The sequence below is a fragment of the Cellulomonas sp. C5510 genome, assembly GCF_019797765.1.
GTDB lineage: Bacteria > Actinomycetota > Actinomycetes > Actinomycetales > Cellulomonadaceae > Cellulomonas.
Window position 1 is genome coordinate 1075597 of record NZ_CP081862.1, and the last position, 24962, is coordinate 1100558.

Sequence of the window (24962 nt, forward strand, 5' to 3'; positions counted from 1 at the left end):
CCGCTCACGGCAGGGGCGGCACCCGCACGGGTGCCGCCCCTGCCGCGTCGCCCCACCTCTCGACGGGCGGACGGGGCGCGAGCGGGGGCGAGCAGGCAGGCAGAGCAGGGGTGCGGTCAGGTCGCCGGACCGGTCAGGGCCGGCGGGACGCGATCGCCTGCGCGTACCAGGCCAGGGTCTGCCGGGTGATCTCCCCGGCCTCGAACCGCTGCGCCGCCGCGCGCTGCGGACCCACGGCCGCGAGGCGCGCGCCCGGGTCGTCGATCCACCGCGCGAGCGTCCGGGAGAACGCCGCCGTGTCACGGGGGTCGACGAGCTGCGCCTCGAGCCCCGCCATCGGGGTGCGGTAGCCCGGGTTGTCGCCGGCGAGCACGACACCGCCGGCGTCGGCGAGCGCCTCCACCACGGACATCCCGAAGCTCTCGCCGCCGGTCGACGGCAGCGCCACCACGTCCGCGCCGGCGAGCAGGGCGGCCTTGTCCTCCTCGGCGACGAACCCGGGGAAGTCGACCCGGTCGGCGATCCCCGCGGCGGCCGCACGCGCCCGCAGGTCCTCGAGCAGCGGTCCCCGACCGGCGAGCGTCAGGCGCCACGGCCGCACGGTCGCCGGCAGCGCCGCCATCGCGGCCAGGAGCTCGCGCGGTCCCTTGCGCTCGACGAGCCGCCCGAGGAACACGACGTGCACGGGCGCGTCGTCCGCCCGCCGGGTACCGCCCGCCGGAGCCGCCCCCAGCTCCACCGGCCCCCCGATGACCGGCACGTCCCGCCCGTACGCCTCCCGTACCGACTCCCGGGCCGCCTCGGACAGCGCGCTGATCGCGTCGAACCGCCGCAGCCGGCGTCGCTCGGCCAGCCCGAGCGCGCGGATGCCCCACCGGGCGACCGCGTCCTGCGGGTAGATGACGAACGAGCCGACGACGGCCGTGCGGGGCGACGCCGCCGACACCACCCGTCCCGCGAGCAGCGGGCTGTACGGCATCGTCACGTGCAGCACGTCGAACGGCACCTCGGCGAGCAGCCGCCGGATGCGCGCGCGCGACGCCGGCAGGGGGCTGCGCAGCCGGTTGCCGTTGAACCGCACCGACACGGTGCGGCCGAGCACGTGCAGGTCCGCCAGGTCCGTGCGGTCGGTGCTGGAGGTCAGGTAGTGGACCTCGTGGCCGAGGTCCGCGAGCCGCCGCCCGAGCGTGAGCACGATCTGCTGGACGCCGTCCGGCTTGTCGAGGCCGTCGTCGATCACCAGGCCGATGCGCATGGCCGCCATCGTAGGGAGCCCTGCGGCACGGGGAAGATTTCGTCCGGGCCCGCTGTTCTGGCAGACTGTTCCGTCGGTCTGCGGTTCACGTGAGCGGCTCGCGCGCACGACCCGGAGGCCCAACCCGAGGAGAACACCTGTGAAGACTGACATCCACCCCGAGTACGTGGTGACCCAGGTGACCTGCACCTGTGGCAACACGTTCACCACGCGCTCGACCGCGACCTCCGGCGAGATCCGCGCCGACGTCTGCAGCGCCTGCCACCCGTTCTACACGGGCAAGCAGAAGATCCTCGACACCGGTGGCCGCGTGGCCCGGTTCGAGGCGCGCTACGGCAAGCGCCCGGCCAACTAGCAGTCCCGACGCCGGTGACCGGCGGTCCGTCACGGACCGCGGTCACCGGCGTCGTCGCATGTCCGGACGGTGTGCGCCCGCCGCCGTCCCGGCCGCGCCGGGCCCGCGCCCGCACCTCCCGGAGGTTCCCCGCCCATGACCGACCCGTTCGCGGCGGCGCGCCCGCTGCTCGACGAGCACGCGAGCATCGAGCAGCAGCTCGCCGACCCGGCGGTGCACGCCGACCAGGCGCTGGCCCGCCGGCTGGGGCGCCGGTACGCCGAGCTCGGCCGGGTCGCGCAGGCCCACGCCGCCTGGCGCGCGGCGGCCGAGGACCTCGCGGACGCGCGCGAGCTGGCGGAGTCGGATGACGCGTTCGCGGCGGAGCTGCCCGCGCTGGCCGCGACGGAGGCGGAGGCCGCCGAGCGGCTGCGGCGGGTGCTGGTCCCGCGGGACCCGGACGACGCCCGCGACGCGATCCTGGAGATCAAGGCGGGCGAGGGCGGCGAGGAGTCGGCGCTGTTCGCCGGGGACCTGCTGCGCATGTACCTGCGGTACGCCGAGCGGCGCGGCTGGCGGACCGAGACGCTCGAGTCCACCGAGTCGGACCTGGGCGGCTACAAGGACGTGCAGGTCGCGATCAAGGCGCGCGGCGCGGTCACGGACCCGGCGGACGGCGTGTGGGCGAGCCTCAAGTACGAGGGCGGCGTGCACCGGGTGCAGCGCGTGCCGGTCACGGAGTCCCAGGGCCGGATCCACACGTCGGCGGCGGGCGTCCTGGTCTTCCCGGAGGTGGAGGACGAGGGCGAGGTCGAGATCGACCCGAACGACCTGCGCATCGACGTGTACCGGTCGTCCGGCCCGGGCGGCCAGTCGGTGAACACCACCGACTCGGCGGTGCGGATCACCCACGTCCCCACCGGCATCGTCGTGTCGATGCAGAACGAGAAGTCGCAGCTGCAGAACCGCGAGCAGGCGATGCGGGTGCTGCGGGCGCGGCTGCTCGCGGCGCGCCAGGAGGAGGCCGCCGCGGCGGCGAGCGCGGCCCGGCGCTCCCAGGTCCGCACGGTCGACCGCTCCGAGCGGATCCGGACGTACAACTTCCCGGAGAACCGGATCGCGGACCACCGCACCGGCTACAAGGCGTACAACCTGGACGCGGTGCTCGACGGCGACCTCGGCCCGGTCGTGCAGTCGGCCGTCGACGCCGACGAGGCCGCGCGCCTGGCCGCTGCGGGGGAGTCGTGACCGAGGCCGCGGCGCCGACGGTCCGCGCGCTCGTCGAGGGTGCGACGCGCGTGCTCGCGGACGCCGGCGTCGGGTCGCCACGGCACGACGCGGTGGCGCTGGCGGCGTACGCCCTGGGGCTGCCGCGGCTGGACCTCGTCATGGCCCCGCCCGCGCCGGAGGGGTTCACCGAGGAGTACGCCGCCCTGGTCGACCGCCGCCGGCGCCGCGAGCCGCTGCAGCACATCGTCGGGTCGACGGTGTTCCGCTACCTGAGCCTGCGGGTGGAGCCGGGCGTGTTCGTGCCGCGGCCGGAGACCGAGACCGTCGCGCAGGTCGCGGTCGACGAGGCCGCGCGCCTCGCGGCGGAGGGGCGGTCGCCGCTGGTGGTCGACCTCTGCTGCGGCGCGGGCGGCATCGCGCTGTCGGTCGACACCGAGGTGCCCGGTGCCCGGGTGGTGGCCGTCGACGCGTCGCCGGAGGCCGTGGCCCTGACGCGGCACAACCACGGGGCGTCCGGCTCCGGCTCGATGCGCGTGGAGCTCGGCGACGTGCGGGACCCGGCGCTGCTGGCGGAGCTCGACGGCACCGTCGACGTCGTCGTCTCCAACCCGCCGTACATCCCGCCGGACGCCGTGCCGGTGGACCCGGAGGTCCGGGACCACGACCCCGACCTGGCGCTGTACGGCGGCGGCGCGGACGGCCTGGACGTCCCGCGCGCGGTCCTGGCCGCGGCCACGCGGCTGCTGGCGCCGGGCGGGTTGCTGGTCATGGAGCACGCCGAGGTGCAGGACGCCGCGTCCCGGGCGGACGCCGAGGCGACCGGCGCGTTCGAGGCGATCGCGACGCTGCCCGACCTGACCGGCCGACCCCGGATGCTCGTGGCCCGCCGCCGCGGCCCGGCGCCCGGACCGGGGGAGCCGGGCGAGCCGCCTCCGGGCGCCAGGGCCGGCGTGGGAGACTCGCAGCCGTGACTGCCCACGCCCTGGACGCCACCGACCCCGCGACCTGGGGGCCCGCCCTCGACGCCGCCGTGCACACGGTCGAGCGCGGCGGGCTGGTCGTGCTGCCGACGGACACCGTGTACGGGATCGGTGCGGACGCGTTCACGCCTCCCGCGGTCGCGGCGCTGCTCGCGGCGAAGGGCCGTGGCCGGCAGATGCCGCCCCCGGTGCTGATGCCGGACGCGCGGACGCTCGACGGGCTGGCGATGGGCGTCCCGCCGGCCGCCCGCGACCTCGCCGAGGCGTTCTGGCCCGGCGGGCTGACGATCATCCTGGTGGCGCAGCCGTCGCTGGCCTGGGACCTCGGGGACACGCACGGCACGGTCGCCCTGCGGGTGCCGGACCACCCGGTCGCGCTGGCCCTGCTGCGCCGCACCGGCCCGATGGCGGTGTCGAGCGCGAACCGCACCGGGCAGCCGTCGGCCCTGGAGGTCGCCGAGGCGGTCTCGCAGCTCGGCGACCGCGTGCAGACGTACCTCGACGGCGGACGCACGCCCGGTCAGGTCGCCTCGACGATCGTCGACGCCACCGGCGACGAGCTGCGGGTCGTCCGCGAGGGCGCCCTCTCCCTCGAGCGCCTCCGCGAGGTCGCACCCGTGGTGGGTGGACCCGGCCGGTGAGGGCGTACCTCCTGCTCCTGCTGATCGCCGCAGCGGCCACGTACCTGCTGACGCCGGTGGCGCGGTGGTGCGCCCTGCGGTGGGGCGCCATCACGGCGGTGCGGACGCGTGACGTGCACTCCATCCCGACGCCGCGGCTCGGCGGGCTCGCGATGTGGGCGGGGATCCTGGTGGGTCTGGCGATGGCGAGCCGGCTGCCGTTCCTCGACGCCGTGTTCGAGAACCCGCGGCCGATCATCGGCATCGCGGCGGCCGCGACGATCGTGTGCGCGCTCGGCGTCGCGGACGACATCTGGGACCTCGACTGGATGACCAAGCTGGTCGGCCAGGTCCTCGCGGCGTTCGTGATGGCCTCGCAGGGCGTGCAGCTCTACCAGCTCCCGATCGACGGCGTCGTGCTCGGCTCGGACCGGATCTGGCTCGGCCTGACGGTGCTGACGGTCGTCGTCGCCATGAACGCGGTGAACTTCGTCGACGGGCTCGACGGCCTGGCGGCGGGGCTGATCGCGATCGGCGGTGCCGGGTTCTTCGTCTACTCCTACCAGCTCACGCGCGAGGCCAGCCCGGGCGACTACTCGAGCCTCGCGACGCTGATCGTCGCCCTGCTGGTGGGCGCGTGCGTCGGGTTCCTGCCCCACAACTTCCACCCGGCGCGCATCTTCATGGGCGACTCGGGGTCGATGCTGATCGGCCTGGTGATCGCCGCGGCGGGCATCCGGGTCACGGGGCAGATCGACCCGGCCATCGCGCTGCCGCGGCAGTCGTTCCCGGCGTTCCTGCCGATCCTGCTGCCCCTGGCCGTCCTGCTGCTGCCGCTGCTCGACATGGGGCTGGCCGTCGTGCGGCGGGTCGGCACGGGCAAGTCGCCGTTCCACCCGGACCGCATGCACCTGCACCACCGGATGCTGGCGATCGGGCACTCGCACCGGCGTGCGGTGATCATCCTCTACGTGTGGACGGCGCTGTTCACCGGCGCGGCGGTGGCCCTGGTGTGGTTCTCGACCACCGCGGTGCTCACCGGGCTGGGCGCTGGCGTGCTCGTGGCGCTCGCCCTCACCCTGGGACCGCTGCGGGGACACAGCGGCTCCGGTCCCGCCGGCGGCCCGGGGGTGGCGCCGCCCGGCCCCGCCCGCCCCGGACCGGGGGAGCCCGGCACGGCAGCCTCCGCACCGCACGGGGTGGCGCCTCCCGCGCGGCACGCCGCGGACGCCCGCCGGCACGCCTGGCACCCCGCCCCGGACGCCGCCGGCGGCCCGCCCGTGGCCCTGCACGCCTCCTTGTCCAGCGCGACCGACACCGACCCGAGGACGGACCGATGACCGACCCCACGCCCGAGACGACCCCCCGGGGCGACAGCCCGGAGGTGGCGGCCGTCTTCCGCCGCGCCCTGCGCGACATGGTGGTGCTGGTGGCGGGCGTCGCCGTGCTCGGCGTCGGCATCGGCTGGCTCGTCGCGGGGGCGCCGGGCGTCTGGGGCGCCCTCGTCGGCGCCGCGATCGCGCTCGTGTTCTCCGGCACCACGACGCTGTCCATGCTGCGGACCTCCCACACGGCGCCCGGGAAGATGATGGCCGTCATCATGGGCACCTGGCTGGGCAAGCTCGCGGTGGTCGTGGTCGTGCTCGCGGTGCTGCGCGGCATGGACTTCTACGACCGCTACGTGCTCGCCGTGGTCGTCGCCGTGGCCGTCATCGGGTCGGCCCTGCTCGACTACCGCGCGGTGCAGCGGGGCAGGGTGCCGTACGTGTCACCCACGGGTTCTGGGTCGAAGGTCCCGAATCGGGACGAGCCGGACGGCGACAGCCCGACGATGGGCTAGGCTTCCCCCGAACCACCCACGACGGCCGGGTCCCGGCGGAGTGACCCATACCTGGGATCGACCGCCGGCGCCTTCGACCTACAGGAGACTGCTCTGTCCAGCCTTGCGACGATCCTGCCGCTCGCTGCCGAAGGCGAGTCCGGGTTCCACAAGCCGTCGATCGCCGAGTTCTTCCCGCCGGCCATCTGGTTCGAGGGCACCGTCTTCGAGATCAACCGGCTCCAGCTGGTCCGCTTCGTCGCCGTCGCGGTGCTGCTGACCCTCATGGTGATCGCGGCCCGGCGGGCGCGGCTCGTCCCGCGCCGCGGCCAGAACATGGCCGAGTTCCTCCTCGACTTCGTGCGCGTCAACGTCGCCGAGGACATCATCGGCAAGGAGAAGGCCGGCAAGTACGTCGCACTCCTGACGACGATCTTCTTCGCGATCTTCGCGTTCAACATCACCGGTGTGATCCCCGGGCTGAACATCGCCGGGACGTCCCTGATCGGCCTGCCGGTCATGCTCGCGCTCTGGGTGTACGTCATGTACCTCGGGGCCGGCGTGAAGGCCCACGGCGTCGGCGGGTTCCTCAAGAACAGCCTGTTCCCGCCGGGCGTCCCGCCGTTCCTCTACGTGCTGCTGACGCCCGTGGAGTTCCTGCAGGTGTTCGTCCTGCGGCCCCTCACGCTGGCGATCCGGCTCATGGCCAACATGGTCGCCGGTCACCTCATGCTCGTGCTGTGCTTCTCGGCCACGCAGTTCCTGCTGTTCGAGGCCAGCGGCGGCCTGAAGCCCTTCGGGGCGCTCACCCTGGCCGGCGGCTTCGCGATCACCCTGTTCGAGGTGTTCGTCGCGGCGCTGCAGGCCTACATCTTCGTCGTCCTCACGGCCGTCTACCTCAGCCAGTCGATCGAGGACGAGCACTGACCCTGCACGACCCCGGGCGGTCACGGACCCCCCGGCACTGAACGACCGCCGACCGACCGGTCGGCGGCCAAACGGAAGGAACGAGCAAGCGTGTCTCTTCTCGCGGACCCCAGCGTCATCCTTGCGGCCGAGAACGCCGTCTCCGGCAACATCGCGACCGTGGGCTACGGCCTCGCGGTCCTCGGCCCGGGCATCGGCCTCGGCATCCTCATCGGCAAGACGGTCGAGGGCATGGCCCGCCAGCCCGAGGTCGCCGGCCAGCTCCGGACCACGATGTTCATCGGCATCGGCTTCGTCGAGGTGCTCGGTCTCCTCGGCCTGATCACCGGCTTCCTCTTCTCGTGAGCACCGCCGCGCTCACCGCGGCGAGCGTCCTGGCCGCGGAGACCGAGGAGGTCGAGGGCTGGCGGCTGCTGGTCCCGGCCTCGTACGACCTCCTGTGGTCCTTCGTCATCCTGGTCGTCATCGCGGTCGTCTTCTACAAGCTCGTGCTGCCGAAGTTCACGGCGGTGCTCGACGAGCGCACGGAGAAGATCGAGGGCGGGCTCGCCCAGGCGGCCCACGCCCAGGAGGAGGCTGCCGCGGCCAAGGCCGAGTACGAGCAGCAGCTCCAGGAGGCCCGGACGGAGGCCGCCCGCATCCGCGAGGAGGCGCGCGCCGAGGCCGGCCAGATCGTGGCCGAGGCCCGTCAGAAGGCGACCGCCGAGGCCGCCCGGGTGACCGAGACGGCCCAGCGCCAGATCGAGGCGGAGCGCCAGCAGGCCGCCGTCTCGCTGCGCGCCGACGTCGGCGCGCTGGCCACCGAGCTCGCGTCGAAGATCGTCGGAGAGTCGCTCGCGGACGAGGCGCGCCGCTCGCGCGTCGTCGAGCGGTTCCTGGACGAGCTGGACGCGCAGACCACGGCCACCGCGGGTAAGGGGAGCTGATGCGAGGGACGAGCCGGGCGTCGCTGGTCGCCGCGGAGGGCCGGTTCGAGCCGGTGCTGCGTGAGACCGGCGCCGAGGGGCGGCTGCTCGGCGAGCAGCTGTTCGCGCTGGTGGACGCGCTGGACTCGTCCGGCTCGCTGCGGCGCACCCTCACCGACCCGTCGGCCGCCGCGGACCGCAAGGCCGCGCTGGCCGCGCGGCTGCTCACCGGTGCCGACCCGCGCGTGGTCGAGGCCGCGCAGGGGCTGGTGCGGGCGCGCTGGTCCGCCGAGGAGGACCTGGCGGACGCCGTCGAGCACCTGGCCTTCGCGGCGGTGCTCGCCTCGGCGGAGGCCGACGGCACGATCGAGCAGGTCCAGGACGAGCTGTTCCGGCTCGGCCGGGCGCTCGCCGGCCAGCGCGAGGTGCGCCGGCTCCTGTACGCGGACTCGGTGCACGCCGAGGCCCGCGGGGAGCTCGTCGACCGCCTGCTGGGCGGGCAGGGCGCGCCCGCGACGCGGGTGCTGGCCCGCCGGGCGGCCGTCGCGCCGCGCGGCCGCCGGTACGTCGCCACGCTCGGGCACCTGACCGACCTCATCGCGGAGCGGCGCCGCCGCACGGTCGCGACGGTCGTCAGCGCGGCCGAGCTGGACGGCGGTCAGCAGCGCCGGCTCGCGGAGATCCTCGGCCGGGCCTACGGCCGCGAGATGCAGGTGCAGGTCCAGGTGGACCCGCACGTCCTGGGCGGCCTGCGCGTGCAGGTCGGCCCCGAGGTGATCGACGCGACCGTGCTCGCACGGCTGGCGGACGCCCGACGACGACTGGCCAGCTGACGGGCTCTGCGAGCCCGACCCGGAACCACGTGGGAGCGCACGCGGCGAGCGTGCGACACGACAGGAGAGATGCCATGAGCGAGCTGCAGATCCGGCCGGAGGACATCCGCGCCGCGCTGGACAGCTTCGTCACGACGTACGAGCCCAGCGGCGCCGCGTCCGAGGAGGTCGGCCGCGTCACCCTCGCCGGCGACGGTATCGCGCAGGTCGAGGGCCTGCCCGGCGCGATGGCCAACGAGCTGCTGCGCTTCGAGGACGGCACGCTGGGCCTGGCCCTGAACCTCGACGTCCGGGAGATCGGCGTCATCGTGCTCGGTGAGTTCACCGGCATCGAGGAGGGCCAGGAGGTCCGCCGGACCGGCGAGGTGCTGTCCGTGCCCGTCGGCGACGACTACCTGGGCCGGGTCGTGGACCCGCTGGGTCAGCCGATCGACGGCCTCGGCGAGATCGCCGCGGAGGGCCGCCGCGCCCTCGAGCTGCAGGCCCCGGGCGTCATGGCCCGCAAGTCCGTGCACGAGCCGCTGCAGACCGGCATCAAGGCGATCGACTCGATGATCCCGATCGGCCGCGGCCAGCGGCAGCTCGTCATCGGCGACCGCCAGACGGGCAAGACGGCGATCGCGATCGACACGATCATCAACCAGAAGGCCAACTGGGAGTCGGGCGACCCGAACCAGCAGGTCCGCTGCATCTACGTCGCGATCGGCCAGAAGGGCTCGACGATCGCCGCGGTGCGCGGCGCGCTCGAGGAGGCCGGCGCGCTCGAGTACACGACGATCGTCGCCGCCCCCGCGTCCGACCCGGCGGGCTTCAAGTACCTGGCGCCCTACACCGGCTCGGCCATCGGCCAGCACTGGATGTACGGCGGGAAGCACGTCCTCATCGTGTTCGACGACCTGTCGAAGCAGGCCGAGGCGTACCGCGCCGTGTCCCTGCTGCTGCGCCGCCCGCCGGGCCGCGAGGCCTACCCGGGTGACGTGTTCTACCTGCACTCCCGCCTGCTGGAGCGCTGCGCGAAGCTCTCCGACGAGCTCGGGGGCGGCTCGATGACCGGTCTGCCGTTCATCGAGACGAAGGCGAACGACGTCTCGGCGTACATCCCGACCAACGTCATCTCCATCACCGACGGGCAGATCTTCCTGCAGTCGGACCTGTTCAACGCGGACCAGCGTCCCGCCGTGGACGTCGGCATCTCGGTGTCCCGCGTCGGCGGTGCCGCGCAGGTCAAGGCGATGAAGCAGGTCTCCGGCACGCTGAAGCTGGACCTGGCGCAGTACCGGTCGCTCGAGGCGTTCGCGATGTTCGCCTCCGACCTGGACGCCGCGTCCCGCGCGCAGCTGACCCGGGGCGCCCGCCTCATGGAGCTGCTCAAGCAGCCGCAGTACTCGCCGTTCCCGGTCGAGGACCAGGTGGCGTCGATCTGGGCGGGCACCAAGGGCAAGCTCGACGACGTGCCGGTGCCGGACGTGCGCCGCTTCGAGTCGGAGCTGCTGGACCACCTGCGCCGCAACACCGACGTGCTGACCTCCATCGCGGAGACCGGCAAGCTCGGTGACGACCTGGAGGAGAAGCTCGCGGCCGCGGTCGACGAGTTCCGCCACGGGTTCCTCAAGGCCGACGGCACCCCGCTCGTCGGTGCCGAGGAGCCCGAGGAGGAGACCCCGGTCGAGCAGGAGCAGATCGTCCGCCAGAAGAAGGCCTGACGCATGGCCGGCCAGCAGCGGATCTACCGGGCCCGGATCAGGTCCACGCAGTCGCTGAAGAAGATGTTCCGCGCGCAGGAGCTGATCGCGGCCTCGCGGATCGGGCGCGCCCGCGACCGCATGGCGGCGGCGTCCCCGTACGCCCGCGCCATCACGCGGGCGGTGTCGGCCGTGGCGACCCACTCCGACGTGCGGCACCCGCTGCTCGCGGAGCGGCACGACACCAACCGGGTGGCCGTGCTGCTCATCGCGTCGGACCGCGGCATGGCGGGCGCCTACTCGGCGTCCGTGATCCGCGAGACGGAGCGGCTGGTCGAGCGCCTGGAGCAGGAGGAGGGCAAGGAGGTCGCGCTGTACGTCAGCGGCCGCCGCGCCGAGTCGTACTACCGGTTCCGGCACCGCGAGCTCGCGGGCGTCTGGACCGGGCAGTCCGACGCCCCGACGTCCGACCTCGCCGAGGAGATCGCGAGCACGCTGCTCGAGGCCTTCGCCGCGGCGCCCGAGGACGGCGGCGTGGGGGAGCTGCACATCGTGTCGACGCAGTTCGTCAACATGGTGAGCCAGCGCCCCCAGGTCATCCGGATGCTCCCGCTGGAGGTCGTCGAGGGCGTCGCGCCCGCCGGCGAGCAGGGTGCGCTGCCGCTGTACGAGTTCGAGCCGGACCCCGACCAGGTGCTGGACGCGCTGCTGCCGCGGTACGTGCGCACCCGGATCTTCGCGTGCCTCCTGCAGGCCGCGGCGTCCGAGCTCGCCGCCCGGCAGCGCGCGATGCACACCGCGACGGAGAACGCCGAGGACCTCATCCGCACCTACACGCGGCTGGCGAACCAGGCCCGCCAGGCCGAGATCACCCAGGAGATCAGCGAGATCGTGTCGGGCGCCGACGCGCTCGCCTCCTGACCCCGCCCGCAGCACGAGCACGACCCGAACCAGCCCGCCGGACACCGGCGGACGACCGAAGGCAGGCAGACATGACCGCGACCACCGTCGACGCGAAGGACACCACGGCTACGCCGGGCGTGGGCCGCGTCGCCCGTGTGATCGGGCCCGTCGTGGACATCGAGTTCCCCGCGGACCAGATCCCGGACATCTACAACGCGCTGACCGTCGAGATCGACCTGTCCGGTCAGGGCGAGGGCGAGGCCAGCGGCGGCTTCACGATGACGCTCGAGGTCGCGCAGCACCTCGGCGACTCGCTCGTGCGCGCCATCGCCCTGAAGCCGACCGACGGCCTGGTCCGCGGGGCGCTGGTGACGGACACCGGCTCCCCGATCAGCGTGCCGGTCGGCGACATCACCAAGGGCCACGTGTTCAACGTGACCGGTGAGGTGCTCAACCTGGCCGAGGGCGAGACGTTCGAGGTCACGGAGCGCTGGCCGATCCACCGCAAGCCCCCGGCCTTCGACCAGCTCGAGTCGAAGACGCAGATGTTCGAGACCGGCATCAAGGTCATCGACCTGCTCACCCCGTACGTGCTCGGCGGGAAGATCGGCCTGTTCGGCGGCGCCGGCGTCGGCAAGACCGTCCTCATCCAGGAGATGATCCAGCGCGTCGCGCAGGACCACGGCGGTGTGTCGGTGTTCGCCGGTGTCGGCGAGCGCACCCGTGAGGGCAACGACCTGATCGTCGAGATGGAGGAGGCGGGCGTCTTCGACAAGACCGCCCTCGTCTTCGGCCAGATGGACGAGCCGCCGGGCACGCGTCTGCGCGTCGCCCTGTCCGCCCTGACGATGGCGGAGTACTTCCGCGACGTGCAGAAGCAGGACGTGCTGCTGTTCATCGACAACATCTTCCGGTTCACGCAGGCCGGCTCCGAGGTGTCGACGCTGCTCGGCCGCATGCCGTCCGCGGTGGGCTACCAGCCGAACCTCGCCGACGAGATGGGCCTCCTGCAGGAGCGCATCACCTCGACGCGCGGCCACTCGATCACCTCGCTGCAGGCGATCTACGTGCCGGCCGACGACTACACCGACCCGGCCCCGGCCACGACGTTCGCGCACCTCGACGCGACCACGGAGCTCTCCCGCGAGATCGCGTCCCGCGGTCTGTACCCCGCGGTGGACCCGCTGGCGTCGACGTCCCGCATCCTCGACCCGCGCTACGTGGGCCAGGAGCACTACGACGTCGCGACCCGCGTGAAGTCGATCCTGCAGCGCAACAAGGAGCTCCAGGACATCATCGCGATCCTCGGCGTCGACGAGCTGTCGGAGGAGGACAAGACGGTCGTGGCGCGGGCGCGCCGCATCCAGCAGTTCCTCTCCCAGAACACCTACATGGCCGAGAAGTTCACCGGCGTCGTCGGCTCGACGGTCCCGGTGTCCGAGACGGTCGAGGCGTTCAAGAAGATCGCGGACGGCGAGTTCGACCACATCGCCGAGCAGGCGTTCTTCAACATCGGCGGCCTCGAGGACCTCGAGCGCAACTGGGCCCGCATCCAGAAGGAGTACGGCGTCTGACCCAGGCGCCCGCCGCTCCACCCCGCCCTCGTCCCCACCCCGGAGGTTCTCGTCCCATGGCCCACCTCGAGGTCGACCTCGTCGACACCGACGGCACCATCTGGTCCGGTGAGGCGCGCATCGTCAGCGCCCCCGCCTCGGACGGCGAGATCGGCATCCTGGCCGGGCACACCCCGGTCCTCTCCGTGCTCCGGCGCGGGGAGGTCCGGGTGACCGAGACCGGGGGCACCGTCCACCGGTGGACGGTCGAGGGCGGCTTCCTGTCCGTGGACGCCGACCAGGTCACGGTCGTGGTCGACGCGGCCGAGGCGGTGGCCTCCGGCGCCTCCGCGCGCTGACGGGCCGGGCGGTGAGCGGGACCCAGGTCGCCCTCGTCGCGCTGCTCGTCGTCCTCGCGGCGTTCGTCGTGCTCGGGCTCGGGCTGTCGCGGTGGCACTCCCTGACCCGGCGGGTCGGATCGTTCCGCTGCTCGCTGCGGGTGCGGGGCCGCTGGACCCGCGGCATCGCCCACTACGGCGCCCGGCACCTCTACTGGTGGCGGCTGCAGTCGCTCGCGCCGCGCCCGGAGCACGTCTGGCCGCGGGGCGGCATCGAGGTCGTCGAGCGCACCGCGGCGGACCCGGCGTCCCCGGGCGGGGCGTACCTCGTGCGCTGCCGGGTCGGGTCCGGACCGGGCCCGCGCCCCGAGGTGGAGCTGCTCATGACCCCCGAGGCCTACGCGGGCCTCACCTCGTGGCTCGAGGCCGCGCCGCCCGTGCCGCACCACGTCATCTGACGCACAGCACCGAAGGACGTCCCCCATGCGCCTGCTCGTCGCGCGCTGCTCCGCCCGGTACAGCGGGCGGCTGAACGCCCACCTGCCGCTGGCGACCCGGCTGGTGGTGGTCAAGGCCGACGGGTCGGTGCTGCTGCACTCCGACGGCGGCTCGTACAAGCCGCTGAACTGGATGAGCCCGCCGTGCACGCTGCGCACCGAGGACGCCGCCGGCGAGGCCGCCGAGCGCGGGGTGCGGCAGGTGTGGACCGTGCAGCACACCAAGAGCGACGACCGCCTGGTGATCGAGGTGCACGACGTGCTGCACGACTCGGAGCACGACCTGGGCGTCGACCCCGGCCTCGTGAAGGACGGCGTGGAGGCGCACCTGCAGGAGCTCATGGCCGCGCAGATCGAGGTGCTGGGCGCCGGCCACACGCTGGTGCGGCGGGAGTTCCCGACGGCGATCGGGCCGGTCGACATCCTCGCGCGGGACGCGTCGGGGTCGACCGTGGCCGTGGAGATCAAGCGCCGCGGCGACATCGACGGCGTCGAGCAGCTCACGCGCTACCTGGAGCTGCTGAACCGGGACCCGCTGCTCGCGCCGGTGCGCGGGGTGTTCGCGGCGCAGGAGATCAAGCCGCAGGCGCGGGTGCTCGCGACCGACCGGGGCATCGCCTGCCTCGTGCTCGACTACGACGCGATGCGCGGTGTCGACGACGTGGACTCCCGCCTGTTCTGAGTGCGCCATGATGGGGGTCGTGACCACCGCTGAGACCGCCCCCGTCGACGTCGTCCTGCGCGGGGAGGTGGTGACTCCCCAGGAGGTCCTGCCGGACGGCGTGGTCGTCCTGTCCGGCGGCTCGATCGCGTGGGTCGGTCCCGCCGCGCAGGTCCCGGGGGCGTGGGCGGACGAGCTGCCGCCGGTGCCGGCACCGGGGACGACGCTGCTGCCGGGGCTGGTCGACGTGCACGACCACGGCGGCGGCGGGTCCAGCTTCCCGGACGCGACGACGCGCGAGGAGGCCCTCGTCGCGGCGCGCGAGCACCTGCGCCACGGCACGACGAGCCTGGTCGCGTCGCTCGTGACCGCGCCCCGCGACGTGCTGCTGGAGCGCGCGGCGCTGCTGGCCGACCTGGTGGAGTCCGGGGACCTCGTAGGCATCCACGCCGAGGGGCCGTTCCTGTCCGCCGCGCGCTGCGGCGCCCAGAACCCGGACGACATGCTCGCGGGCGACCCCGCCCTGGTGACGGACCTCGCGGCGGCGGCCCGCGGCCACCTCGTGACGATGACCGTCGCGCCCGAGGTGCCGGGCGTCGCGGACGGCCACGGACGCGGCGACGACGGGGAGCCGGCCGACGACGTGCTCGCGGCGCTGGTGCGCGCGGGCGCGGTGCCGTCGGTGGGCCACACGGACGCGTCCGCCGAGCAGGTCGACGCGGCGGTCGCTCGCGCCCGGGCGCTGCTCGGCGGCGGACGCCGGTCCGCTGCGGCCGGCGGGGGAGCAGCGACCGGACGGTCGGCCCGGCCGACGGCGACGCACCTGTTCAACGGCATGCGCCCCCTGCACCACCGCGACCCGGGACCGGTCGCGGCCTGCCTCGCGGCGGCGGCCCGGGGCGAGCTCGTGGTCGAGCTCGTCGCCGACGGCACCCACCTGGCCGACGGCACGGTGCGGGCGGTCTTCGACCTCGTCGGCCCGGGATCGATCGCGCTGGTGACCGACGCGATGGCCGCGACCGGCATGGCGGACGGCGACTACGAGCTCGGGCCGATGGCAGTGCGCGTCGGCGAGGGCGTCGCGCGGCTGCGCAACGAGGACGGCACGGCCGGCGCCATCGCCGGCGGCACCGCGCACCTGCTGGACGTCGTGCGCAGCGTCGTGTCCGCGGGTGTCGGCCTCGTCGCTGCCGTGCGGTCGGCGTCCGCGACGCCCGCCGAGGTGCTGGGGCGGCCGGACCTCGGCGCGCTGGCCGTCGGCCGGCGCGGGGACGTCGTCGTGACGGACGGCGACCTCGCGTGCGTGGCGGTCTACCGCGGCGGGGCGCTCGTCGAGGTGTGACCCGGCAGCGGTACGGTGCGACGGTGCCGCCCGTGCCCCCTGCCCGCCGGTTCCGTCCCGCCGGCCCCGCGGCCCGCGCCCGCTACGCGAAGCGCCGGCAGCGCCGGCTCTCCCGCGTGGACAACGACCTGACGGCCGCGCAGTGGGCGGCCCTGCTCGCGGCGTGGGACGGGTGCGCGTACTGCCGTGCGCCGGGTCCGGCGCTCCAGCGGGACTGCGTGATGCCGGTCGCACGCGGCGGCCGGTACACGGTCGAGAACGTGGTCCCGGCCTGCGCCTCCTGCAACGCGAGCAAGCACGACGACGAGGTCACCGGGTGGCTGCGGCGCAAGAAGCTGGACGAGCAGGCGTTCCTGCTCCGGCACGCGCTGGTGCTGCGGTCGCTGCGCGCAGCGACGGTCGATGGGGCGGCTGCGGACGAGCCGGGAGCAGTGGGGGAGGACGGGTCCGTGGCCGGCGGGAGCGCCGTCGCCGGCTAGTGCGGTGGCGCCGTCACGCCCTACGGCGTCGGGGTGGGTGGGGGTGAGCCGGCTTCCTGTCGGGCGGTGTCGAGCTCGTCCTGGGTGATCGTCCAGTGGTCGCCGTCGCACAGGGGTTCTCCGACGGTGGAGGCTTCGATCCCGTCGGTGGTGGTGGCGTGCAGCGTCCAGGGTGTGCAGTCGCCCTCGTAGCCGCCGAGGGAGAACCCGTGCGTCTCGCCGGGGTCGATCGTGTACCGGGGTGGGCTGGTCTGCTCGTTGATCGCGAGGGGTTCGTCGGTGTCGTTGGTGATCGCCATGTCGGCCTGCGGGGGGTTGCCCAGGCCGCAGCCGGCCAGGACCAGCGCGCCGAGCACGAGGGTGACGGCCCGCTGCGCGACGCGGCGCCCGGCCCGCGGCCGTCCGAGCCGATCCTGTCCCACCGGTGCCACCGCGCCTCCTCGGCTCGTCCCCGGCCGCAGACTGGCAGGGCCGACCCGGGTGACGGGGGCGAACCGTGGTGCGGTCACCCGATCGGCGGCCCGGGGTCGGCCCCTCGTGCGAGGGCGAGGTGGCGCGTCAGACGGCCGCGACGCTGCCGTGGTCCGTGTACGCGGGGGCGACGAGCCGGGTCTCGGCGAGGTCCTCGCCGGCGAGGCGGGCCATCGCCATCTCGACCGCGAGCCGGCCGATGCGGTTCCCGGGCACCTCGATGATCGAGACCGGGACGGGCAGGGCGGCGGCGACGTCGGCCGGGCTGACGGCGACAACGGACAGGTCCTCCGGGATCCGCAGCCCCCGGTCGGCGGCGCGCGCGAGCACGCCCCCGAGCGCCGCCTCGTTGTGGACGACCAGCCCGGTGGTGCCGGGATGCTCGTCGAGCACCCGGTCGAGGGCCTGCGCGCCGCCGGTGAAGGTCGGTTCGGCGGGCACGACCGCGACGTCGGCGCCGCTGGTGGCCGCCTGCTCGAGCACGCCGTGGCGCATGCGGACCGCGTAGTTCGCGCGGTGGTCGAGGCGGTCCTGCGAGGCGGCGACGAGCGCCAGCCGGCGGTGCCCGTGCCGGGCGAGCTCCCGCACCGCGAGCCGGCCGGCCCCGGCGAAGTCGAGGTCCACGCAGCTCAGGCCCGTCGTGTCGTCGGGCACCCCGATGAGGATGCTCGGCAGCGTGAGCGACCGCAGCGCCGGCAGGCGGGCATCGTCCGCCTCGATGTCCATGACGATGAGCGCGTCGGCGGTCGAGCTCGCGGCGATGCGGGTCATGCCCTGCGGGTCGTCCTGCGTGAGCACCAGCACGTCGTGGTCGTGCTCGCGGGCGGTCGTGACGACCCCGCCGACGAACTGCATGATGATCTGCACGTTGATGCCGGGCCGGAACGGGACCATCAGCGCGAGGACGTTGCTGCGGCTGGAGGCCAGGGCCCGCGCCCCGGCGTGGGGGCGGTAGCCGAGGTCGGAGATCGCCTGCTGCACCCGCTCGCGCGTGGGGGCGGAGATGGTGCGCTTGCCGCTCAGCACGTAGCTGACGGTCGAGACCGAGACCCCCGCCGCACGGGCCACGTCCCCGATGGTCGCCATGCAGCACAGGGTAGTGGCGTGCCGGTGCGGGGCGTGCCGATCGGCCTCCCGTGGTGCAGCCGGCGCGCGCTCGAGGTGGTCGAAAGCGCAGGTCAGCGCGTGGCAACAACGAGGTGAAGCGCTTCGACTGTGCAGAGTCGAGGTGGCGCCCCACCGGTCCGATTCGTCTCCGCGAGACCGCCAAACCTCCGCACGACGACGCCCAACCGCGTATCGAATCGCTTCGACCTCAGTCGTGACCGTTTCGATATCTACACCCCTGGACGCCGCCGCACCCCGCTGCCTAGAGTGACGACCGCGCGAAGCGCTTCGACTCTCATCGACGAGAGTCACCGCTCAAGGAGGAGGGGAGACCGATGGTCGTGACGATGCAGGACGTCGCACGCCGGGCCGGGGTCGCCCTGTCCACCGTCTCCGCGACGCTCACCTCCGCGCGGCCGGTCTCCGCGGCCACCCGGGCGCGGGTGCAGGCGGCGATGGACGAGCTCGGCTACCGCCCGAACGCCCTCGCCCGCGGCCTCGCCTCGCGCCACAGCCGCGTGCTCGCCCTCACGTACCCCGTCGGGGCCTCCGGGCTGAGCAGGACGTCCGCCGAGTTCGTGCTCGGCGCCGCGGCCGGCGCCCAGGAGCGCGGGTACCAGCTCGTGCTCTGGCCGTTCGCGGTGGACGACGAGGCCGGCGTGCTGGAGGTCGCGCGGCAGGGCCTGGCCGAGGGCGTCCTCGTCATGGAGGTGCACCTGGAGGACGCGCGGGTGCGCGGCCTGCGCGCCGCCGGCGTGCCGACGGCGCTGATCGGTCGCACGGCCGGCGACACCGACCTGCCGTCGGTCGACGTCGACTTCGAGGCGACGCTGCACGACGCGGTGGAGCACCTCGCGGCGCTGGGCCACCGCCGCATCGCGTTCGTCAACCACGCGGCGCACCGGGTGGCGGAGGGGCACGGGCCGACCGTGCGCGCGGCCGCCGCCTACGAGCGGGCGATGCGGCTGCGCGGGCTCGCCTCCCGGCAGGTGCACGCCGACGAGTCCGTCGAGGGCGGGCGGGACGCGGTCCGGCTGCTGATGGCCGACGCCGAGGCGCCCACCGCGGTCGTGACGATGAACGAGGACGCCACGTTCGGCGTGGTCGCCGAGCTCGGTCTGCGCGGCGCCGCCATCCCGGGCGACGTGTCGGTGCTCCCCGTCGTGTCGTCGCCCGCGGTGGCGGGGCAGTCGGTCCCGCCGCTGACGACGCTGCACGCGCCCGGCGCGGAGCTCGGCCGCGCCGGCGTCGACGTGCTGCTGGCGCTGCTCGGGGCCGGGACGCCGCCGCCGCCCGCGGTGCTGCCGTGCCGGTTCGTGGACTGCGGCAGCACCGGGCCCGCACCGGCCGCGGCACCGTGCCGGAGGGTCGCGACCGTCGCGGGCGCCACCCCCTAGACACACCCCCACCGGGCCGGCGACCGCCGGGCCCGGACAGCACGGAGCAGGAACTCGACGAGGAGGACGTGTGATGGCAGTGCAGCGGAAGACGGTCGTGGCGGGTGCCCTGGCGCTCGCCCTGCCGCTCGCCCTGGCGGCGTGCGGCGGCGACAGCAGCGGCGGGGGCGGCTCCGACGCCGACACCCTCACCATCTGGCACTACGAGAACGACGACTCGGCCATGGGCCAGGCGTGGAACAAGGCCATCGAGATCTTCGAGGACGAGCACCCCGACGTCACCGTGAACGTCGAGAACCAGACGTTCGAGCAGATCCAGAAGAACGCCAAGATCTTCCTGACCGGCGACGACGTGCCGGACGTCATGGAGTACAACAAGGGCAACGCCACGGCCGGGCAGCTCGCGTCGCAGGGCCTCATCACCCCGCTGACCGACGAGGCCGAGTCGCGCGGCTGGGACTCGACGCTGCCGGCGTCCATCCAGACCACCGCGCGCTACGACGAGCAGGGCCTCATGGGCTCCGGCGACTGGTACGGCGTGCCCAACTACGGCGAGTTCGTCGGCGTGTACTTCAACCAGGACATGCTCGACCAGTACGGCATCGCCGTGCCGACCACGTTCGACGAGTTCGAGGCCGCCCTCGCGACGTTCCAGGAGAACGGCGTCACGCCGCTCGCCGAGGCCGGCGCGGAGTACCCGATGGGGCAGCTCTGGTACGAGCTCGTGCTGCACTACGCGGACCGCGAGCTGGTCGACGACTACCAGCTCTTCACGTCCGACGTCGACTTCCACGGCGACGCCTTCACGCAGGCGACCGAGAAGCTCGACGAGTGGATCAAGGCCGGCTACGTCGCGGCGGACTCCGCCGCGCTGACCGCGGAGGACATGGGCGTGTCGTTCATCAACGGCACGTACCCGTTCATGGTCTCGGGCTCCTGGTGGTTCGGGCGCCTGACCGAGGAGATCCCGTTCACCTGGGGCCAGACGCTGTTCCCGGAGAACACGATGCACCCGGGCTCCTCGGGCAACCTCTGGGTCGTCCCGGAGAACGCGGTCGCGAAGGACCTGGCGTACGACTTCATCGACATCACCCTGCGCCCCGAGGTGCAGGAGGTGCTCGGCCAGGCCGGCGGTCTGCCGGTCGCCGGTGACTCGTCCGCGATCACCGACCCGAAGACGAAGGAGCTCACGGAGAACTTCGAGGCGATCCTCGATGACGACGGCCTGGCGTACTACCCCGACTGGCCGGTGCCGGGCTTCTACGACGTGCTGGTCTCGGAGTTCCAGTCGCTGATCAACCAGTCGAAGACCCCGTCCGAGGTGCTCGACGGCCTGTCCTCGGCGTACGAGTCGGGCAAGACGGACCTCCTCGAGGGCTGACCCCGTCCACCCGGCCGGCGCCCCGCGTCCCCCTGCGGGGCGCCGGCCGGGACCCTCCCGCCGCCTTCACCGAGGAGCAGCAGTGACCACCGTCGACCGACCGCGGGTTCGCAACCGCCGCTCGCGCGACTGGCTCGGGTACCTCCCGTACCTCGTGCCCGGGCTGATCGCGTTCACCGTCGTCATCCTCATCCCGTTCGGGATGAACATCTACTACAGCCTGCACAAGTGGAAGGGCGGCAACGCCCCGCTGCGCTGGTACGGGCTCGGCAACTACACCGACCTGCTGGCCGACGAGCAGTTCTGGACGTCGTTCCGCAACTCCGTCGCGATGATCGTCGCGATGGTGCTGGTGCCGACCGTGATCGGCCTGCTGCTCGCCACCACGCTGTTCGACGTGCTGGGCAAGCGGTTCGGCCCGCGGGTCGCCTCGGTGCTGCGCGCGACGTACTACCTGCCGCAGATCCTCCCCGTCGCCGTCGCGGGCGTGCTGTGGAACTGGATCCTCAACTCCCAGACCGGTGCCCTGAACGTGCTGCTGCGGGAGGTCGGTGTGACGGACCCGCCGAACTGGCTGGGGTCCACGACGACGGCGCTGCCGACCGTGATGCTCGTGCTGATCTGGATCCAGATCGGCTACCCGGTCGTCATCTTCATGTCCGCGCTGCAGCGGGTCGACCCCGAGCTCTACGAGGCCGCCGAGCTGGACGGCGCGGGCTGGTGGCACCGGTTCCGGGCCATCACGATCCCGCAGATCAAGCCGGAGACGTTCGTCATCACGCTCACGTGCACGGTGGCGGCCCTCAAGGTGTTCGGCCCCATCTACGTGCTGACCCGCGGCGGCCCGGAGTCCTCGACGCTCGTGCCGAGCTACTACTCGTACCTGAACTTCTTCGACAAGTCGAAGGTCGGCTACGGCGCCGCGATCGCCAACGTCCTGACGGTCCTCATCATCGCCGTGGCCGTCGTGATCATGGTGCTGCAGGCCCGCAGCGCCCGCCGCGAGGAGGAGGGTCGCTGATGGCCGCCCCGATCGAGACCGTCCCGTCCGTGGCGCCGCGCCGGGCCCTGGGCTCCCGCCGCCCGCCGACGCCGCTGCGGTCCAGCGAGACCGACCGCCGGCACCGCCGCGGCACCGCCCGCTGGTTCGTCCTGGCCGCCGCGGTCGTCGTCGCGGTGCTCATGCTCGTGCCGTTCGTCATCATGGTGCTCAACGCGTTCAAGGCGCCGGCGGACTACTCGCAGAACGGCCCGCTGTCGTGGCCGGCGGAGTTCTACACCGAGGGTCTGCGGAGCTTCTGGACCCGCGTGGACTTCCCGGAGAAGCTGGTCAACTCGGTCTGGATCTCCGGCACGGTGGCCGTGTTCGGCGTGACGCTGTCGCTGCTGTCGGCGTACGCGCTCGGCGTCGGGCGGGTCAAGGGCCGGATGTGGGTCGTCACGCTGTTCCTGCTGGCGAACATGCTCCCGCAGGAGGTGCTCGTCTACCCGCTGTTCCAGATGGCGCAGGAGGTGGGCCTGTCCAACAACCAGTGGTCGGTCATCATCATCTTCACCGTCATCCAGGCGGCGTTCGGCACGTACCTGCTGTCGTCAGTGCTCGGCACGTTCCCGCGGGCGCTGCTCGAGGCGGCGTCGCTGGACGGCGCCGGCCGGTGGCGCACGCTCTGGGGCGTCGTGTTCCCGGTGGTGCGGCCGACCCTGAGCGTGCTGCTCATCTTCTTCTTCATCTGGACGTGGAACGAGTTCTTCATCCCGCTGGTCATGCTCACGACCAACGCCACCCAGACGATCCCCGTCGCGCTCGCCTCCCTCCAGGGCGACCGCATGATGGACGCGCCGACCACGAACGCGGGCGCGCTCGTCTCGATGGTCCCCGCGATCATCTTCTTCCTGATCTTCCAGCGGACCCTGACCCGCGGGATCACCGCGGGCGCGGTCAAGTAAGGGCAGCGCATCCATGAAGTTCACCGACGGCTACTGGCAGAACCTGCCCGGGGTCGACATCCTGCGTCCACGATCGGTCGACGAGGTCGTGGTCGGCGACCGGGGTCTGACCGCGTACGCCGGCGTGCGGCGGCTGGAGACCCGCGGCGACTCGCTCAACCACCCGCTCGTCACGATCACGCTCGACTCGCCCGCCGAGGGGGTGCTCGGCGTGACGATCGAGCACCACCAGGGCGGGGTGGACCGCGGCCCGGTGTTCGCCGTCGCGGACGAGCGCCCGCACGTCGTCGTCACCGGTCCCACCGCGGACGACCCGCGCGCCTCCCTCACCACCGGCAACCTCACGGCCCGCGTCGCGACGGCGGGGGAGTGGGCGCTCGACGTCGAGGTGGACGGGCGCGTCGTCACGGGGGCGACGTCCCGCGGCGTCGGGATCGTCACGGACGCCGACGGCCGGCAGTTCGTGCGCGAGCAGCTCGCGCTAGGGGTCCGCGACCACGTCTACGGCCTCGGGGAGCGGTTCACCGCGTTCGTGAAGAACGGGCAGTCCGTCGACGTCTGGAACGCCGACGGCGGGACGTCGTCCGAGCAGGCGTACAAGAACGTGCCGTTCTACCTGACCGACGCCGGGTACGGCGTGTTCGTCGACCACCCGGGGCACGTCTCGTTCGAGGTCGGATCGGAGGTCGTCTCGCGCACGCAGTTCAGCGTCGAGGGGCAGCGGATGCGCTACTACGTCATCGCGGGGCCCGCCCCGAAGGACGTGCTGCGCCGGTACACCGCCCTGACCGGACGGCCCGCGCGGGTGCCGGACTGGTCGTACGGCCTGTGGCTGTCGACCTCGTTCACCACGGACTACGACGAGCAGACGGTGACGTCGTTCGTCGACGGCATGGCCGAGCGCGGCCTGCCGCTGTCGGTGTTCCACTTCGACTGCTTCTGGATGCGCCGGTTCCACTGGAGCGACTTCGTGTGGGACCCGGCGACGTTCCCGGACCCCGAGGGGATGCTGGAGCGGCTGCACGAGCGGGACCTGCGGGTGTGCGTGTGGATCAACCCGTACATCGCCCAGCGCTCGCGCCTGTTCGCCGAGGGCCGGGAGCGCGGGTTCCTCGTGACCCGCCCGGACGGCTCGGTGTGGCAGTGGGACCTGTGGCAGGCCGGCATGGCGCTCGTGGACTTCACGAACCCGGACGCCGTCGCCTGGTACCAGGGCGAGCTCCGCGCGCTGCTCGACATGGGCGTCGACTGCTTCAAGACCGACTTCGGCGAGCGGATCCCCACCGACGTGGTCTGGCACGACGGCTCGGACCCCGAGCGGATGCACAACTACTACACGCACCTGTACAACAAGGCGGTCTTCGACCTGCTGACCGAGGAGCGCGGGGAGGGCGAGGCGGTGCTGTTCGCCCGCTCCGCGACGGCCGGCGGCCAGCAGTTCCCGGTGCACTGGGGCGGCGACTGCGAGTCGACGTTCGTGTCGATGGCCGAGTCGCTGCGCGGGGGCCTGTCGCTCGCGTCGTCGGGCTTCGGCTTCTGGTCGCACGACATCGGCGGCTTCGAGGGCACGCCGGACGCCGCCGTCTTCAAGCGCTGGCTGGCGTTCGGGCTGCTGTCGTCCCACTCCCGGCTGCACGGGTCCGGGTCGTACCGGGTGCCGTGGGCCTACGACGACGAGTCGGTCACGGTCACCCAGCGGTTCACGGAGCTCAAGCTCTCGCTGATGCCGTACCTGTCGGCGGTCGGCCGCGAGGCGCACACCGACGGGCTGCCGGCGATGCGGCCGATGGTGCTCGAGTTCCCGGACGACCCCGGCGCTGCGACGGTGGACACCCAGTACCTGCTGGGGTCGTCGGTGCTCGTCGCGCCGGTGTTCTCGGCGGAGGGCGACGTGGACGTGTACGTGCCGGAGGGGGAGTGGACCTCGCTGCTCGACGGCTCGCGGGTCTCCGGCCCGCGGTGGCACCGCCAGCGCCACGGCTTCGACTCGCTGCCGGTCCTGGTCCGCCCGGACACGGTGCTGCCGGTCGGCGCCCGCACGGACCGGCCCGACTACGACCACGCCGAGGGCGTCACCCTGCGGCTGTTCGGGTTGGCGGACGGGCACGACTCGGTCACGCGGGTGGCGCGGCCCTCGGGCGGCGAGGCGGTGTTCCGGGTGACCCGCGCGGGCGACCGCGTCCGTGCGGAGGTCACCGGCGACGCGCCGGCCGCCTGGGGCCTGGCCCTCGGGCTGGGCGCGCCGGTCGCGGCGTCCGGCTCCGTGCTGGAGGTCCCCGCGACCTGACGCACGTCCGCCGT

General features: G+C 73.5%; 26 protein-coding genes. 23 read left to right on the plus strand and 3 right to left on the minus strand.

The window, feature by feature from the left end:
- Positions 1 to 133: 133 nt before the first annotated feature.
- Positions 134 to 1255, minus strand: a complete 1122-nt coding sequence (locus K5O09_RS04870) for a glycosyltransferase family 4 protein (RefSeq protein ID WP_255596136.1) — start codon at positions 1253 to 1255, stop codon at positions 134 to 136.
- A gap of 139 nt (positions 1256 to 1394) precedes the next feature.
- On the opposite strand from K5O09_RS04870, the gene rpmE reads away from it, so the two are divergent.
- The 18 genes from rpmE to K5O09_RS04960 all read left to right on the plus strand — a co-directional run bounded on the left by rpmE (position 1395) and on the right by K5O09_RS04960 (position 16358).
- Positions 1395 to 1610 carry a 50S ribosomal protein L31 gene (gene rpmE / locus K5O09_RS04875; protein ID WP_222171692.1) on the plus strand — a complete coding sequence of 72 codons (216 nt, stop codon included), beginning with the start codon at positions 1395 to 1397 and terminating at the stop codon, positions 1608 to 1610.
- Between the two features lie 135 nt (positions 1611 to 1745).
- Positions 1746 to 2837 (plus strand): peptide chain release factor 1, encoded by a 1092-nt coding sequence (prfA, locus tag K5O09_RS04880; protein ID WP_222171693.1) that lies wholly within the window; start codon positions 1746 to 1748, stop codon positions 2835 to 2837.
- On the plus strand, positions 2834 to 3790 hold the full coding sequence (gene prmC, locus K5O09_RS04885) for a peptide chain release factor N(5)-glutamine methyltransferase (protein ID WP_222171694.1): 957 nt from the start codon (positions 2834 to 2836) through the stop codon (positions 3788 to 3790). The genes prfA and prmC overlap by 4 nt, the downstream gene beginning before the upstream one ends.
- Positions 3787 to 4440 carry an L-threonylcarbamoyladenylate synthase gene (locus K5O09_RS04890; RefSeq protein ID WP_222171695.1) on the plus strand — a complete coding sequence of 218 codons (654 nt, stop codon included), beginning with the start codon at positions 3787 to 3789 and terminating at the stop codon, positions 4438 to 4440. The genes prmC and K5O09_RS04890 overlap by 4 nt, the downstream gene beginning before the upstream one ends.
- Positions 4437 to 5759: an MraY family glycosyltransferase gene (locus tag K5O09_RS04895; RefSeq protein ID WP_222171696.1), complete on the plus strand. Its 1323-nt coding sequence runs from the start codon at positions 4437 to 4439 to the stop codon at positions 5757 to 5759. The genes K5O09_RS04890 and K5O09_RS04895 overlap by 4 nt, the downstream gene beginning before the upstream one ends.
- Positions 5756 to 6259: a hypothetical protein gene (locus K5O09_RS04900; protein WP_222171697.1), complete on the plus strand. Its 504-nt coding sequence runs from the start codon at positions 5756 to 5758 to the stop codon at positions 6257 to 6259. The genes K5O09_RS04895 and K5O09_RS04900 overlap by 4 nt, the downstream gene beginning before the upstream one ends.
- A gap of 114 nt (positions 6260 to 6373) precedes the next feature.
- A complete protein-coding gene (atpB, locus tag K5O09_RS04905) occupies positions 6374 to 7165 on the plus strand; it encodes a F0F1 ATP synthase subunit A (RefSeq protein WP_222172601.1) in 792 nt (263 codons plus the stop codon).
- A gap of 90 nt (positions 7166 to 7255) precedes the next feature.
- On the plus strand, positions 7256 to 7510 hold the full coding sequence (atpE, locus tag K5O09_RS04910) for an ATP synthase F0 subunit C (RefSeq protein ID WP_283321017.1): 255 nt from the start codon (positions 7256 to 7258) through the stop codon (positions 7508 to 7510).
- Positions 7507 to 8091, plus strand: a complete 585-nt coding sequence (locus K5O09_RS04915; RefSeq protein ID WP_222171698.1) for a F0F1 ATP synthase subunit B — start codon at positions 7507 to 7509, stop codon at positions 8089 to 8091. Before atpE ends, K5O09_RS04915 begins: the two co-directional genes overlap by 4 nt.
- Complete coding sequence (locus K5O09_RS04920) at positions 8091 to 8903, plus strand: F0F1 ATP synthase subunit delta (RefSeq protein ID WP_222171699.1); 813 nt, start codon at positions 8091 to 8093, stop codon at positions 8901 to 8903. Before K5O09_RS04915 ends, K5O09_RS04920 begins: the two co-directional genes overlap by 1 nt.
- Positions 8904 to 8977: 74 nt before the next feature.
- Positions 8978 to 10606 carry a F0F1 ATP synthase subunit alpha gene (gene atpA / locus K5O09_RS04925; protein ID WP_222171700.1) on the plus strand — a complete coding sequence of 543 codons (1629 nt, stop codon included), beginning with the start codon at positions 8978 to 8980 and terminating at the stop codon, positions 10604 to 10606.
- 3 nt (positions 10607 to 10609) lie between these two features.
- Complete coding sequence (locus tag K5O09_RS04930; protein WP_222171701.1) at positions 10610 to 11506, plus strand: F0F1 ATP synthase subunit gamma; 897 nt, start codon at positions 10610 to 10612, stop codon at positions 11504 to 11506.
- A gap of 71 nt (positions 11507 to 11577) precedes the next feature.
- Complete coding sequence (atpD, locus tag K5O09_RS04935; RefSeq protein WP_222171702.1) at positions 11578 to 13062, plus strand: F0F1 ATP synthase subunit beta; 1485 nt, start codon at positions 11578 to 11580, stop codon at positions 13060 to 13062.
- A 56-nt stretch (positions 13063 to 13118) separates the two neighbouring features.
- Positions 13119 to 13400, plus strand: a complete 282-nt coding sequence (locus tag K5O09_RS04940) for a F0F1 ATP synthase subunit epsilon (RefSeq protein WP_222171703.1) — start codon at positions 13119 to 13121, stop codon at positions 13398 to 13400.
- Positions 13401 to 13411: 11 nt separating this feature from the next.
- On the plus strand, positions 13412 to 13837 hold the full coding sequence (locus K5O09_RS04945) for a DUF2550 domain-containing protein (RefSeq protein ID WP_222171704.1): 426 nt from the start codon (positions 13412 to 13414) through the stop codon (positions 13835 to 13837).
- 25 nt (positions 13838 to 13862) lie between these two features.
- A complete protein-coding gene (gene nucS / locus K5O09_RS04950; protein WP_222171705.1) occupies positions 13863 to 14558 on the plus strand; it encodes an endonuclease NucS in 696 nt (231 codons plus the stop codon).
- 10 nt (positions 14559 to 14568) lie between these two features.
- Positions 14569 to 15879, plus strand: a complete 1311-nt coding sequence (locus tag K5O09_RS04955; protein WP_222172602.1) for an N-acetylglucosamine-6-phosphate deacetylase — start codon at positions 14569 to 14571, stop codon at positions 15877 to 15879.
- Between the two features lie 32 nt (positions 15880 to 15911).
- Positions 15912 to 16358 (plus strand): HNH endonuclease, encoded by a 447-nt coding sequence (locus K5O09_RS04960; protein WP_222171706.1) that lies wholly within the window; start codon positions 15912 to 15914, stop codon positions 16356 to 16358.
- Positions 16359 to 16378: 20 nt separating this feature from the next.
- Here the strand turns inward: K5O09_RS04960 and K5O09_RS04965 are convergent, their stop codons facing one another.
- Positions 16379 to 16789 carry a hypothetical protein gene (locus K5O09_RS04965; protein WP_222171707.1) on the minus strand — a complete coding sequence of 137 codons (411 nt, stop codon included), beginning with the start codon at positions 16787 to 16789 and terminating at the stop codon, positions 16379 to 16381.
- Positions 16790 to 16916: 127 nt separating this feature from the next.
- Complete coding sequence (locus K5O09_RS04970) at positions 16917 to 17915, minus strand: LacI family DNA-binding transcriptional regulator (RefSeq protein WP_222171708.1); 999 nt, start codon at positions 17913 to 17915, stop codon at positions 16917 to 16919.
- 368 nt (positions 17916 to 18283) lie between these two features.
- Between K5O09_RS04970 and K5O09_RS04975 the strand changes: the two genes are divergently transcribed.
- The 5 genes from K5O09_RS04975 (at position 18284) to yicI (ending at position 24948) form a co-directional block, all read left to right on the plus strand.
- Positions 18284 to 19333, plus strand: a complete 1050-nt coding sequence (locus K5O09_RS04975; RefSeq protein WP_222171709.1) for a LacI family DNA-binding transcriptional regulator — start codon at positions 18284 to 18286, stop codon at positions 19331 to 19333.
- 73 nt (positions 19334 to 19406) lie between these two features.
- Complete coding sequence (locus K5O09_RS04980) at positions 19407 to 20714, plus strand: ABC transporter substrate-binding protein (protein WP_222171710.1); 1308 nt, start codon at positions 19407 to 19409, stop codon at positions 20712 to 20714.
- 82 nt (positions 20715 to 20796) lie between these two features.
- Positions 20797 to 21735 carry a carbohydrate ABC transporter permease gene (locus tag K5O09_RS04985; RefSeq protein ID WP_255596137.1) on the plus strand — a complete coding sequence of 313 codons (939 nt, stop codon included), beginning with the start codon at positions 20797 to 20799 and terminating at the stop codon, positions 21733 to 21735.
- The gene (locus tag K5O09_RS04990) at positions 21735 to 22661 is read left to right on the plus strand and encodes a carbohydrate ABC transporter permease (RefSeq protein WP_222171711.1); all 927 of its coding nucleotides are present in this window, start codon (positions 21735 to 21737) and stop codon (positions 22659 to 22661) included. The genes K5O09_RS04985 and K5O09_RS04990 overlap by 1 nt, the downstream gene beginning before the upstream one ends.
- A gap of 13 nt (positions 22662 to 22674) precedes the next feature.
- The gene (yicI, locus tag K5O09_RS04995; RefSeq protein ID WP_222171712.1) at positions 22675 to 24948 is read left to right on the plus strand and encodes an alpha-xylosidase; all 2274 of its coding nucleotides are present in this window, start codon (positions 22675 to 22677) and stop codon (positions 24946 to 24948) included.
- Positions 24949 to 24962: the final 14 nt, after the last annotated feature.